The organism is Phreatobacter sp. (assembly GCF_051860605.1).
Taxonomy (GTDB): Bacteria; Pseudomonadota; Alphaproteobacteria; order Rhizobiales; family Phreatobacteraceae; genus Phreatobacter.
This window is the reverse complement of record NZ_JBHYDR010000009.1, coordinates 115,173-127,444: the sequence shown is the minus strand read 5'-3', so window position 1 is coordinate 127,444 and position 12,272 is coordinate 115,173. Positions and strand designations below refer to the sequence as shown.

Annotated in this window: 17 protein-coding genes and 1 tRNA gene; 14 read left to right on the top strand and 4 right to left on the bottom strand. The window is 67.3% G+C overall.

The genetic code is table 11. The features are described 5' to 3' along the window. Window positions 1-30 precede the first annotated feature (30 nt). From gatC to ACTIFS_RS16160, 9 genes are all read left to right on the top strand, one after another. Window positions 31-318, top strand: a complete 288-nt coding sequence (gatC, locus tag ACTIFS_RS16200; RefSeq protein ID WP_439575155.1) for an Asp-tRNA(Asn)/Glu-tRNA(Gln) amidotransferase subunit GatC — start codon at window positions 31-33, stop codon at window positions 316-318. 4 nt (window positions 319-322) lie between these two features. Further along, complete coding sequence (gene gatA / locus ACTIFS_RS16195; protein WP_439575154.1) at window positions 323-1,834, top strand: Asp-tRNA(Asn)/Glu-tRNA(Gln) amidotransferase subunit GatA; 1,512 nt, start codon at window positions 323-325, stop codon at window positions 1,832-1,834. Between the two features lies 1 nt (window position 1,835). Then, entirely contained in the window at window positions 1,836-2,069 is a 234-nt protein-coding gene (locus ACTIFS_RS16190) for a hypothetical protein (RefSeq protein ID WP_439575153.1), read from the top strand. Between the two features lie 111 nt (window positions 2,070-2,180). Next, entirely contained in the window at window positions 2,181-2,720 is a 540-nt protein-coding gene (locus ACTIFS_RS16185) for a sigma-70 family RNA polymerase sigma factor (protein ID WP_439575152.1), read from the top strand. Continuing rightward, complete coding sequence (locus tag ACTIFS_RS16180) at window positions 2,717-3,427, top strand: anti-sigma factor (RefSeq protein WP_439575151.1); 711 nt, start codon at window positions 2,717-2,719, stop codon at window positions 3,425-3,427. Before ACTIFS_RS16185 ends, ACTIFS_RS16180 begins: the two co-directional genes overlap by 4 nt. Window positions 3,428-3,565: 138 nt before the next feature. After that, window positions 3,566-5,038, top strand: a complete 1,473-nt coding sequence (gatB, locus tag ACTIFS_RS16175; protein ID WP_439575150.1) for an Asp-tRNA(Asn)/Glu-tRNA(Gln) amidotransferase subunit GatB — start codon at window positions 3,566-3,568, stop codon at window positions 5,036-5,038. Between the two features lie 81 nt (window positions 5,039-5,119). Then, window positions 5,120-5,584: an HPP family protein gene (locus tag ACTIFS_RS16170; protein ID WP_439575149.1), complete on the top strand. Its 465-nt coding sequence runs from the start codon at window positions 5,120-5,122 to the stop codon at window positions 5,582-5,584. Window positions 5,585-5,649: 65 nt separating this feature from the next. Then, the gene (locus tag ACTIFS_RS16165) at window positions 5,650-6,282 is read left to right on the top strand and encodes a glutathione S-transferase family protein (protein ID WP_439575148.1); all 633 of its coding nucleotides are present in this window, start codon (window positions 5,650-5,652) and stop codon (window positions 6,280-6,282) included. Next, entirely contained in the window at window positions 6,279-6,755 is a 477-nt protein-coding gene (locus ACTIFS_RS16160) for a GNAT family N-acetyltransferase (protein WP_439575147.1), read from the top strand. The genes ACTIFS_RS16165 and ACTIFS_RS16160 overlap by 4 nt, the downstream gene beginning before the upstream one ends. A 15-nt stretch (window positions 6,756-6,770) precedes the next feature. Here the strand turns inward: ACTIFS_RS16160 and ACTIFS_RS16155 are convergent, their stop codons facing one another. Then, window positions 6,771-7,067 carry a hypothetical protein gene (locus ACTIFS_RS16155; protein ID WP_439575146.1) on the bottom strand — a complete coding sequence of 99 codons (297 nt, stop codon included), beginning with the start codon at window positions 7,065-7,067 and terminating at the stop codon, window positions 6,771-6,773. 214 nt (window positions 7,068-7,281) lie between these two features. On the opposite strand from ACTIFS_RS16155, the gene ACTIFS_RS16150 reads away from it, so the two are divergent. After that, window positions 7,282-7,980 (top strand): glutathione binding-like protein, encoded by a 699-nt coding sequence (locus ACTIFS_RS16150; RefSeq protein ID WP_439575145.1) that lies wholly within the window; start codon window positions 7,282-7,284, stop codon window positions 7,978-7,980. Window positions 7,981-7,992: 12 nt separating this feature from the next. On the opposite strand, the gene ACTIFS_RS16145 is transcribed toward ACTIFS_RS16150, so the two are convergent. After that, entirely contained in the window at window positions 7,993-8,322 is a 330-nt protein-coding gene (locus tag ACTIFS_RS16145) for a YnfA family protein (protein ID WP_439575144.1), read from the bottom strand. Window positions 8,323-8,384: 62 nt separating this feature from the next. Continuing rightward, window positions 8,385-8,795 carry a DUF2147 domain-containing protein gene (locus ACTIFS_RS16140; protein WP_439575143.1) on the bottom strand — a complete coding sequence of 137 codons (411 nt, stop codon included), beginning with the start codon at window positions 8,793-8,795 and terminating at the stop codon, window positions 8,385-8,387. A 189-nt stretch (window positions 8,796-8,984) separates the two neighbouring features. Between ACTIFS_RS16140 and ACTIFS_RS16135 the strand changes: the two genes are divergently transcribed. The 3 genes from ACTIFS_RS16135 to ACTIFS_RS16125 all read left to right on the top strand — a co-directional run bounded on the left by ACTIFS_RS16135 (window position 8,985) and on the right by ACTIFS_RS16125 (window position 10,254). After that, the gene (locus ACTIFS_RS16135; protein WP_439575142.1) at window positions 8,985-9,269 is read left to right on the top strand and encodes a hypothetical protein; all 285 of its coding nucleotides are present in this window, start codon (window positions 8,985-8,987) and stop codon (window positions 9,267-9,269) included. A 209-nt stretch (window positions 9,270-9,478) separates the two neighbouring features. Further along, window positions 9,479-9,566 (top strand) — tRNA-Ser (locus tag ACTIFS_RS16130). A gap of 181 nt (window positions 9,567-9,747) precedes the next feature. Continuing rightward, a complete protein-coding gene (locus tag ACTIFS_RS16125; RefSeq protein ID WP_439575141.1) occupies window positions 9,748-10,254 on the top strand; it encodes a hypothetical protein in 507 nt (168 codons plus the stop codon). Window positions 10,255-10,440: 186 nt separating this feature from the next. Here the strand turns inward: ACTIFS_RS16125 and ACTIFS_RS16120 are convergent, their stop codons facing one another. Further along, on the bottom strand, window positions 10,441-11,733 hold the full coding sequence (locus ACTIFS_RS16120) for a serine hydrolase (RefSeq protein ID WP_439575140.1): 1,293 nt from the start codon (window positions 11,731-11,733) through the stop codon (window positions 10,441-10,443). A 168-nt stretch (window positions 11,734-11,901) separates the two neighbouring features. Between ACTIFS_RS16120 and ACTIFS_RS16115 the strand changes: the two genes are divergently transcribed. Next, window positions 11,902-12,261, top strand: a complete 360-nt coding sequence (locus ACTIFS_RS16115; protein ID WP_439575139.1) for a hypothetical protein — start codon at window positions 11,902-11,904, stop codon at window positions 12,259-12,261. Window positions 12,262-12,272 lie beyond the last annotated feature (11 nt).

The window sequence follows — 12,272 nt, the reverse complement described above, 5'->3', positions numbered from 1 at the left end:
CGGATCGTTCTTCCACCGGGTGATGACCGCATGTCCGTCGATCAGGCGACCGTCCGCCGCATCGCGCATCTGGCGCGCATAGCCGTGACCGAGGAGGAGGTGCCGCACCTCCAGGGCGAGCTCAACGCCATCCTCGCCTTCGTCGAGCAGCTCAACGAGGTCGACGTCACGGGCGTCGAGCCGATGACATCGGTCACGCCGATGGCGATGAAGAAGCGCCAGGACGTGGTCACCGATGGCGGCATTCCCGACGACATCGTCGCCAATGCCCCGGAGCGCGAGGGCCATTTCTTCGCCGTGCCGAAGGTCGTGGAGTAAGCCGATGACCGAGCTGACGCAGCTGACCATCGCCGAGGCCCGCGACGGCCTGACCAACCGGACCTTCTCGGCCACCGACCTGACGAAGGCCTATCTTGCCGCCATGGAGGCCGGCCGCAGCCTCAATGCCTATGTCCTGGAGACGCCGGACAAGGCTCTCGAGATGGCGGCGGCCTCCGACGCGCGTATCGCCAAGGGCGAGGCCGGGCCGCTGGAGGGCATCCCGATCGGCGTGAAGGACCTGTTCTGCACGAAGGGCACGCGCACCACGGCCTGCTCGAACATTCTCGGCAATTTCGTGCCGACCTACGAATCGACCGTGACGGCCAATCTGTGGCGCGACGGCGCGGTCATGCTCGGCAAGCTCAACAACGACGAGTTCGCCATGGGCTCGTCGAACGAGACGAGCTGTTTCCCCGGTCCGATCAATCCGTGGCGTCGCAACGGCTCCAATGTCGGTGCGGGGGCAGGGGGTATCGAGGGCAGCTATCTTGTGCCCGGCGGTTCGTCCGGCGGTTCAGCTGCGGCGGTTGCCGCCATGCTCTGCGCGGGCGCGACAGCGACCGATACCGGCGGCTCGATCCGCCAGCCTGCGGCCTTTACCGGCACGGTCGGCATCAAGCCGACCTATGGCCGCGTCTCGCGCTGGGGCATCGTCGCCTTTGCCTCCTCGCTCGACCAGGCCGGTCCCATCGCGCGCGACGTGAAGGATGCGGCGCTGATGCTCGCGTCCTTCGCCGGTGCCGACCCGAAGGACACCACCTGCACCGATCTCGCCGTGCCCGACTATGCCGCGGCGGTGGGCCGGTCGGTGAAGGGCATGACCATCGGCATCCCGAAGGAATATCGCCTCGACGGTATGCCGGCGGAGATCGGCAGGCTGTGGGAGGAGGGCGCGGCGATCCTGAAGGACGCGGGCGCGAACCTCGTCGAAATCTCCCTGCCGCACACGAAATACGCGCTGCCGGCCTATTACATCGTGGCGCCGGCCGAGGCGTCCTCCAATCTCGCCCGCTATGACGGCGTGCGCTACGGCCTGCGCGAGCCCGGCCGCGACATCGTCGATCTCTACGAGAAGACCCGCGCGAAGGGCTTCGGCAAGGAGGTGAAGCGGCGGATCATGATCGGCACCTATGTGCTCTCCGCCGGCTATTACGACGCCTATTACGTTCGTGCCCAGCAGTTGCGCACCCTCATCAAGCGCGACTTCGAGGAGGCCTATGCCAAGGGCGTCGATGCCATCCTGACGCCGGCGACGCCGTCGGCTGCCTTCGGCATCGGCGAGAAGGGCTCGGCCGATCCGGTCGAGATGTATCTGAACGACGTCTTCACGGTGACGGTGAACATGGCCGGCCTGCCGGGCATTGCCGTTCCGGCCGGGCGCGACGCGCAGGGCCTGCCGCTGGGCCTGCAACTGATCGGGCGGGCCTTCGACGAGGAGACGCTGTTCTCCGTGGCAGCGGTCATCGAGCGGGCGAAGGGCCGGTTCCCGGTGACGGAGCGCTGGTGGGGGTAGAATGGGCGAGTTCCTGCCCATTGCCAGGGCAATGGCGATTGCCTGCCTGACCGTGTCGGCCTGGCTCGCCTGGGCGATGACCGGCCTGCTTCTGATCTACGCCCTGATGAGCTGGCGCACCGGCGACCCCGCCTTCAAGATCGCCTATCTGCTCGGCTTCGCCGTGGGCGCCCTGGTTCTCGGCTTCCTGTTCCGGCGCCTTGCCCGGCGGATCGAACAGCCCGCACGGCGCTGAACCGCCACATTGGTCGGCGCTGCCGTTCGCGCTAGCGTGCCGCTGCATCCAACCGGGCGGCTGACGTGTAGTCGGCTTGTCGGTCGGGTCTGATCTGGGGGGAGAACCGGCATGGCGGCGACGCCCGACGACCTGAGAGAGGCTCTGGCGCGCTGCGGGCGGGGCGAGCGGGACGGATTGCGCCTGATCTACGAGAGCGAGGGGCCGGCCATGCTGGGCGTCTCCCTGCGCATCGTCAAACGGCGGGAACTGGCGGAAGAAGTGGTGCAGGAGGCCTTCGTCAAGATCTGGCGCAACGCCCATCGCTACGACCCGGACCTGGGTCCGGCGCGGGCCTGGCTTTATGCCATCGTGCGCAACCAGGCCCTCAACGTGCTGCGCGACGGCCGCCGCGAGGACCTTGTGGAGGAGGTGCCGGAGGATGTCGGGGCCGCCATCGAGGCGGGCGCGGCCTTCGACATGCTGCCCGACACCGAAGCCCTGAAGCGCTGCCTGTCGGCGCTCGATCCGCGCCGCCGCGCGAGCGTGCTGATGGCCTATGTGGACGGCTTTTCCCATGGCGAGATCGCCGGCCGGCTGGCGGTGCCGCTCGGCACGGTCAAGGCCTGGATCCGCCGCTCCCTCCTCGCGCTCAGGGAGTGCATGGGATGACCGACGATCTGGTCGCGACCGCCGGCGAATATGTCGCCGGCCTGCTGACGCCGGGGGAAATGGAAGCCTTCGAGCAGCGGATTGCCACGGATGCCGAGGCGCGCCGCGCCGTTGCCGACTGGCGGCGTCGCCTATTGGCGCTCGACGAGACGGCGCAGCGGGTCACGCCCTCCCCGGAACTCTGGGCGCGGATCGAGCGGGCCATCGGCAGGCCGGCCGCGGTCGATCCGGAGGCGGGCGGGACCTGGCTTCAACGCCTGTGGACCAGTCTGCCGGCCCTCAGGCTGGCCTCGCTCGCGGGTGCTGCCGCCGCGATACTCCTGGCCATTATCGTTGCGCTCCAGCCGGGACGGCAGGCCGTGGAGGCGCCGACCGTGGTCGCCATCCTCACGGCACCGAACACCAACGAGGCGGGTGCCATCGTCGAGGCCTTCGCGGACGGGCGCATCCGCGTCGTGCCGTTGCGGCCGATCGAGGTACCGGAGGGCCGCACGCTGCAGGTCTGGACCCTGTGGGACCGGCAGGTCGGTCCACGTTCGGTCGGCCTGATGGCGCAGGCGCGCCAGCAGGACTACCGCACCACCGGCATGCCGCGCCCCGTACGCGACCAGCTCTACGAGATCACGCTGGAGCCGGCCGGCGGCTCGCCGACGGGCCGGCCGACCGGGCCGATCCTCTATGTGGGACGCGGCACGCAGCCCTTGTGAGCAGCAAAAGGCGGGTGGCGAATGGCGAATGGAGGATGGTAAGGAAAAGCGATGGTGACGCGTGAGCGCTGCTCGGCTCGTCACCATCCTCTTTTCGTCAGTTGCCATCCGCCATTCGTCATCCGCCCGGGCCCGCCCATGACCATGCACACGAACCCGAAGAACCTGATCCCCGGTGCCACCGGCGACTGGGAGGTGGTGATCGGCCTCGAGATCCACGCGCAGGTTGCCTCGAACGCCAAGCTCTTCTCGGGAGCTGCGGTCGGTTTCGGCGACGATCCCAACAGCAATGTCAGTCTCGTCGATGCGGCCATGCCCGGCATGCTGCCGGTCATCAACGAGGAGTGCGTCCGTCAGGCGATCCGCACCGGTCTCGGCCTGAAGGCGCAGGTCAACCTGCGCAGCGTGTTCGACCGCAAGAACTATTTCTACCCGGACCTGCCGCAGGGCTACCAGATCAGCCAGTACAAGAGCCCGATCGTCGGGGAGGGCGAGGTGTCGGTCGACCTCTCGCCAACCGAGAGCTTCACGGTCGGCATCGAGCGGCTGCATCTGGAACAGGATGCCGGCAAGTCGATCCACGACCAGAGCCCGGGCCATTCCTATGTCGATCTGAACCGCTCGGGCGTGGCGCTGATGGAGATCGTGTCCCGGCCGGACATGCGCTCCTCGGAGGAGGCGCGCGCCTATGTCACCAAGCTGCGCACCATCCTGCGCTATCTCGGCACCTGCGACGGCGACATGGAGAAGGGCAACCTTCGCGCCGACGTCAACGTGTCGGTGCGCCGGCCGGGCGGGCCGCTCGGCACGCGCTGCGAAATCAAGAATGTCAATTCCATCCGCTTCATCGGCCAGGCGATCGAATACGAGGCGCGCCGGCAGATCGGCATCATCGAGGATGGCGGCACGATCGACCAGGAAACGCGGCTGTTCGATGCCGTGAAGGGCGAGACGCGGTCGATGCGCTCCAAGGAGGAGGCGCACGACTACCGCTACTTCCCCGACCCGGACCTGCTGCCGCTGGAATTCGACCAGGCCTATGTCGACGATCTGGCGGCGAAGCTGCCGGAACTGCCGGATGCCAAGAAGGCCCGGCTGATCGCCGACTATGGGCTGACGCCGTATGACGCCTCCATTCTGGTGCTGGAAAAGGAGAGCGCCGACTATTTCGAGGCCGTCGCGAAGGGCCGGGACGGCAAGAGCGCCGCCAACTGGGTGATCAACGAACTGTTCGGCCGCCTGAACAAGGAGGGCCGGGACGTGACCGCCTCGCCGGTGACGCCGGCGCAGATCGGCGGCATCATCGACCTGATCCAGGCGGGCACGATCTCGGGGAAGATCGCCAAGGACCTGTTCGAGATCGTCTTCACCGAGGGCGGCGACCCGGCGACGATCGTCGAGGCGCGCGGCATGCGGCAGGTGACCGATACCGGCGCCATCGAGAAGGTGATCGACGAGGTCATTGCCGCCAATCCGGACAAGGTCGAGCAGGCCAAGGCCAAGCCCACCATGCTCGGCTGGTTCGTCGGGCAGGTCATGAAGGCCTCGGGCGGCAAGGCCAATCCCGGCGCGGTCAACGAGATCCTGAAGGCGAAGCTCGGCATCGAGTAGCCCGCTGGCAAGGCGCGCCACCCGGTCTGCGCCTTGCATGTCGGACCCCGGCGCAGCAGGCGGGAGGGCAGGCCATTGCCGATGTCGGATGGGGGCGCAGGGCGCCCGGTCAATCTTGCCCTTGCCGGCCTTGCCACGGCCGCGGTGGTGCTGGTCGCCGCGCTTGCCTTCCGATCGGTCTCGCTGCCGCTGATGCTGGCATCCATCGGTGGTTCGGCCGTCATCGTGTTCGGCATGCCGGACAGCCGCATGGCGCGGCCACGCAGCCTCTTTGGCGGACATGCGGTCGGCATCGCCGCCGGCTTTGTCGCCGTCATGCTCGGCCGCTCGGATTATGCAGTCGCAGCCGCGGTTGCGCTCGCGCTGGTGGTGATGCTGATGACCGACACGGTGCATTCGCCGGCGGGCGCTGACCCGATCATCGTCGCCGCGAACGGGGCCGGGCCGGAGTTTCTCCTGATTGCCGCCGCGCTGCTGGCGCTGACCCATGTGATGGGCCTCGGCGTGACCCGGCTGTCACGCCGGCGGAACGAATGGCAGCGATGACGACGCGCGCTCTTGCGGCGTGTGGCAAACCTGTCTCCCATGCGGCGCCAACGGGAGAACGCCTCATGTCAAAACGCTTCACGCTCAACGGTTTCTGGCTGTCGGGGCCGACCTACAAGGTCGGTCTGATGCTCAGCCTCTGCGGCGAGGATTTCGCCTATGTGTCGCTCAATCTGCGTGCCGGAGAGCACAAGACTCCCGCCTTTCTCGCCAAGAACCGGTTCGGTCAGGTGCCGGTGCTGGAGGACCACAAGACCGGACTGACCCTGTGCCAGTCTGCGGCCATCCTTGAGCACCTCGCCGCTGAGCTGGGCAAGTTCAAGGGCGATGGCATCGGCGATCTTGCCCGCGCCCGCGAATGGATGTTCTGGGACTTCGACCGTCTTGCCGGGCCGGTCTACCGCTCGCGCGCCCAGCGCTTCGGTATCCGCAACTTCACGCAGGCTATCATGGAAATGTACTGGGCCGAGGGCAGCATGGCCCTGAAGGTGCTCGACGAGGCGCTGGCGACCTCCGATTGGCTCGCAGGATCGCAGCCGACCATCGGCGACATCGACGTCTATGGGGTCGTCGCCTATGCGCCGCAGGCCGGCTTCGACCTCAAGGCCTATCCCGCCATCGGTGCCTGGATGAAGCGCATGGAGGCGCTGCCGGGCTTCATCGCCAGGGACGATCTGCCCAAGGCCTCGCGTCCGTGACGGGGGACGCTGCCATCCTGCGCGAGGCGACCGCGGCCGACGTGCCGCGGATCGCCGCCCTCATCGCCATGGGCAATGCCTCGGCGCCGATGGACGCCGCCGCGGCCGAGGCGGAAGGCCGCCATCCCGCCTATGCCGCCGCTTACGGGCGGATCGTCGCCAGCGGGTCCAACCACCTGTTCGTCGCCGAGCAGGCGGGCAGGGTGGTCGGCACCTACCAGCTGACCGTGTTGCCGGGGCTTGCCGAGCGCGGGCGCGCGCGCGGGAAGATCGAGAGCGTCCATGTCGATCCCTCCCTGCGCGGCTCCGGCATCGGCGGCGCGATGATGCGCCATGCCATAGGCCAGGCGCGCGTGCTCGGCATCGGGCTCCTGGAACTGTCGTCCAACAAGAGCCGCACCGATGCCCACCGCTTCTACGAGCGGCTCGGCTTCGCCAGGAGCCACGAGGGCTTCAAGATGGCACTCGACTGAGGCGTGCGGACCAGTTCAGCTGCGCCGGCGCGCCCGGCATTCGGGCAGGAAACTGCGCCAGGTCTTGCCGGCGGCCTGCAGGCGTGCCTTGTCACGCCGCCATTCGGCGCCGCAGTCGCGCATGATCTGGTCGTTGCGCAGCTGTGCGGCTGACCGCGGCCGGCGCGGCGTCGTGGTGCCTGCCGGCGCCTGCGCCTGGCCGGCGGTGGCGCCGCGGGTGGCCGCGCCCGACTGGGCCACAGCCGGGGCGAGGCTGGCGAGAAGCAGAAGGGCGGCGCCCGCCGCCGCTGCAAACCGTGAAATCGACGCCATGTGACGGGCCTCCCGATGGGCTGTTCGCGCGCTGGTATGGGGTCTCGCACTGCGCTCTGTCCGGTTGCATCATGGCCTCTTGGCGCGCCGATGCAAATGAGGCATCGCACGGATATGGCCGATGAGGACTTGGCGGCGGGGGTGTCAGCCCATAGCCTCGCCCGCGCGGCACGGCGACGAGCAGGGCCGCGCCCAACGCGGAAGCGAGAGCGCCATGTCCGACACGCCCATCGACCTCTATTACTGGCCGACCCCGAACGGCTGGAAGATCACCATCATGCTGGAGGAGTGCGGCCTGCCCTACACCGTGATCCCGGTGAATATCGGCAAGGGTGACCAGTTCAAGCCGGACTTCCTCAAGATCGCGCCAAACAACCGGATGCCGGCCATTGTCGATCATGACGGACCGGGCGGCGAGCCGATCTCCGTGTTCGAGTCGGGCGCCATCCTCATGTATCTCGGGCGCAAGACCGGCCAGTTCTATCCGCAGGACGAGCGGAGCCGCGTTGCGGTGGAGGAGTGGCTCATGTGGCAGATGGCCGGCTTCGGCCCCATGCTCGGCCAGACCCACCATTTCCGCCTCTACGCGCCCGAAAAGATCGCCTATGCCGTCGACCGCTACACCAAGGAGGCGAACCGGCTGTACGGCGTGCTCAACCGACGGCTGGAGGGGCGCGACTATATCTGCGGCGACTACACGATCGCCGACATGGCCTGTATCGGCTGGGCCCGTGGCTGGGAGCGGCAGGGCCAGGACATTGCCGAATTCCCGAACGTGAAGGCGTGGCTGGAGCGCATGCTGGCCCGCCCCGCCGTGCAGCGCGGCCTCGCCGTGAACCAGGCCGACCGCAATCCCGCGGCCCTTCAGGACCCGGCTGCGCGGGCGGTGCTGTTCGGCCAGACGGCACGCTAGCGCCGCCAGCCTTCAGGCCGCGCGCGGTGCGTAGAGGATGATGGCGGCGCCGAGCAGGCACACGGCGGCGCCTGCCATGTCCCATCGGTCCGGGCGCACGCCCTCGGCCGCCCACAGCCAGGCCAGCGAGGCCGCGATGTAAACGCCGCCATAGGCAGCGTAGGTTCGCCCGGCGGCGCCAACCTCGACGAGGGCAAGCAGCCAGGCGAACAGGCCAAGGCAGAGCGCGCCCGGGACGAGCCATAGGACGGACGCGCCGAGACGCCACCATGCCCAGACGGCAAAGCAGCCGGCGATCTCAGCGAGTGCCGTCAGTGCGAAGATCAGGGCCGTGCGGGTCATGCGATGTCCGTTCGGGGCAGGACACCATGCTGGCCCGGCAAGGGCCGCCGAGCAAGCGAGGCTCAGTTCACCCGCGTCCAGGTCTGGCTGCGACAGATCAGGCCGCCCATGACGCATCCGGACAGGCTCATTGAATTGGCGCCCGGCATGGACATGCGGCCGTTATAGGTCTTGCCATCCTGGAAATTGTAGAGCGTCCCCTGCCAGGCATTCGCACCGGCCGGACGCATCGTGATCATGCGGACCCCGACAAGGTTGCGGTTGCGCAGGGAGGCATTCTCGTTCTTCTCGTCGCGGGTCTGGCCCCGCACCGAGACGATGGTGCCGCAGATCTGGCCGCCGCAGTCGGCGAACCGGACGCGGGTATCGCCGGTCTGGCTGGCGAAGGTGCCGATCGGGCTCTGGGCAAGGGCAGGGGCTGCGGTGAGCGCTGCTGCGAGCGCCGCGGCAGCGATGGCGAAGGGCTTCATCATGACATTCCTCCGGCGCGGTTCTTCACGGGGCCACGCCTTGAAGCACTCTGCCGCGCCGGCTGCGGCCCGTCCAGAGGCACCGTGGTGACGGACCGGTAGCGTTAAGTGATCATTGACCTATGGGAAGCAGACTGCCCGCTCGTGGAGGTAACCGGTGGCGGTTGCCCTGTCCGGATGCGGAGCCAACCCATGTCCGTCCCCCTTCTGCCGGAGGCCCAGTCGCCGTCCATCGTGCCGGATGTGCTGGCAGACCGGCCCGCGCGCGAACTGGGCATGCTCTATGCCGCCGGTCGTGCGGTGCCGCGCGACCTTGTCGCCGCCCATATGTGGTTCAACCTTGCGGCGCTCCGCGGAGACCGCGAGGCCGCATCCAAGCGGCAGGAGGTTGCCGCCGAGATGAGCAAGGACGAGATCGCCCAGGCGCTGTCCTGGGCCCGGGCCTGGCTCGACGCGAAGGGGCCTGTGGCGGTGTGAGGTGAGGGCGGCTGCGGCGGGCGGGCGCAACGTGGGTTCGGACCGCAGCCCCGTCGCGCGGGCCACCGCACCGCGCCAGCCAGTTCCCCCGTTGCGCCCGGTCTGGCGCCCCGCGCAGGGTGTCGATCCGCCGGCGGCAGGTACGGGGTCGCGGTCGCTCCCGATGCTTGCCAAGCCGGCCGTTCGCGGGCATAGAGGCGTCGCCGGATGGAGACGTGGCCGAGCGGCTGAAGGCACTCGTTTGCTAAATGAGCATACCCCAAAAGGGTATCGAGGGTTCGAATCCCTCCGTCTCCGCCGGGTTATTTTGTTTCGCCTTTTTTAGCGCTTGCCGAAAATTGCCGCGTTCTATCTGCAGGATTGGACGGACCTTAGTTTGCAAAGGATGGTCCAGCTTCCTTCCGCCTCGACTTGACCTGCTCGTTCGCGCCTCCTTCTCTATTGGGCTGCTTGTGGCAGTTGGATGAGGCAGCGCACGATGAATGACTCAGCCGCGAACGAGATGGACGATTGGCGCTTGAGCATTGCGCGAACTTGGGTCGGACGCGAAATTAGCATCACGATGGGTGTCGCCACTGTAGAGGCTCTTTATTTTCAGAGTGACGCGATGCCCATGCAGAACCCTTCGGCATCAATTGAAGCAATTTTGCTCGATACGTGGCGTATGCTGGAGGCGGCGGCGAGCACATTTACGCGCTCGGAATGGCAATTATTGATGTCATTTGAATCGCCTCTTGATCAACCTCATGACCTAAAATGTAACGCGGCCGCTGTAGCGCGTGATTTCATTGAGAGGTTTCCAGGGTCCCATTGGAACGGGAATGTCCTCGCTTTGAAAATTTTGATGAAGAAGGTCGCCCAACTTTCACAGGTAGAGTTCGCTGCTGTTCTCACGATTGTCAAAATTCTTCGAAATCTCGGTGGCGAGGAGAGGCTTCAAACTCTTGCAAGTCGTCTTCCAGCCCTGCTTAACGAGACGGTGTGACTATTTAACTGCGTATAGAAAAAATAGCCGAGACATTTGCCGAATTGCATTATAAGCATTTTCGATATACTGTACATTACCGAGTAAAATATTTGCTTGCAAATTATGCCAGCATGGACAATTCCGTACCCGGCGGATCGCGCGCATCCGGTGCAATGCGACCGTCCTCTTTGCCGCGCGCTCGCTTCAGCGCACGATCTGCGACATGCAGCAGTGATCCTGGACGCGGCGAACAGGCGCCGGCGATTTCAGGCGGCAGCTCGAGTCGCCGGCGCCTCCGCCAGGCGGGCGAACCAGCGTGTAGGCGTGGCAGCGCGCATCCGCGACACAGGCCTCCCGGCAGACATCGCCCCGCGCCGTGTTCGGCACGGGAAAGGCGTGGTAGTCGTTCCCCGGAAGATCGGTGCTCCACAGCCGCTCCGGTGTCGGGGCGGGCCTGGATGGTGCAGGCGCCTGTATCTGCGAGGCCTCAAACATCCGCCGGTCAAGGGTGTCGCGCGCCTGGTCGTTGATCGGCGAGAAGTCGACGAAAAAGCCCGTCCGCGACGCCCAATGGGCGAAGAAGGTCGCGTAGTTCACGCGATAGTTCGGGCCGGAAAAGGCATAGCCGCCATTGTGCCACATGTTCCAGCGGCCCGCCCCGAACCGGCGCATGGCGACGCCCGGTCCGTAGAACGCGCCGTTGCCGAGGTCATGTTTCGGCCAGTCGTCGGGACGGATGCGCAAGGGGCTGCGCTGGCTGTCGAAATAGCGCATGAACCGGCCGAAATCCTCGGCCGAGAACTGCCAGTCCACCCAGATGGGTGGCGGCCGGTGGCGATGGAACAGGCCGGCCCGGCCGGCGCCGACCGGTTCCAGAACGAGTTTCCGGCAGGCCGTGCCGTAGCGCTCGCCGGTCAGCTCCTGGATGATGAGGTCGATCAGCGCGAAATTGACATTGGCGTAGCGGTGCTGGCTGCCCGGCGGGTTCGGGATCGGGCGGCCGAGGGCCGTGCGGGCCATGGCATCGACCGAATGATGGGACCACACCCCGCGTGTCATCTCGTCGGTGAAGCCGCTCGTATGGGTCAGGAGCTGGGCGACCGTCACCGACCTGAAGCGTGGATCGGCCGGCTGACGTGTCCGCGCCATGAAGCGGCCAAGGACCTCGCCGAGCGGGCTGTCGTAGCGCAGCCGGCCCAGTTCAACGAGCCGGGTGATGCAGACGCCGCTCACCGCCTTGGACAGGCTGGCGATCGGATAGGGCGCGCCGGCGACGGCATTGCCGGCGACAGCGGTTCGCGCCACCTCGCCGTTGCGGATCACGGCGAGCGTCGCGCGCTCGATCCGGAATTCGCGCGCCCAGGCCTGAAACACCTGGACCATGCGGTCGGCGATGGGATCGCCCGGCTGGGCCGCGGCAGCGGGCGCGAGACAGGTGAGGGCCACCAGCGTGGCGATGATGCGCCCGGGCCACGATCCTGCGCGTTGCTCCGTCATGCCCTCTGCTCCCCCGGCAGCGATTGCCGGCCCCGCACGGTGGTGCAATCGGGAGCGGCTCGCGTCATCAATACGGAGGATGCGGGAGGCAGGCTCGGGTGGCCATCTGGCCGGTGGGCGACCCCGCCGACAGGTCGCGGGTCCGGCAACGAGAAGGACGCGCCCGCCATGAAGGCTTCTGCCCTTGCGATCCTGCCGATTCTCCTGGCCATGGCTGGCGCTGGCGATGTGCGGGCGAACCCGACCGAGCCAGGTCATCGCGGCCGGTTCGAGTTGCATTACAAGCCCGTTCCATGTTTCCGGCCACCCTGTCCGGGCGGCACCTATGTCGTCAGCGCCGCCGGACGGCGGATCCTTCAGGGCCGACGGCTGGTGATCGACGACCGCACCAGCCCGCGCGAGGCGGCCGCCCTGCGCCGCCTTGCTCCCTTTATCAGCGGCGCCATGGTCACCGGCACCGTAACGCTCGTCCCGGCCGACGGCGGCACGATCACAGTGCGGCCAACAGCGGTTCACGGCCGCCCCTGAGGCGGCCTGTG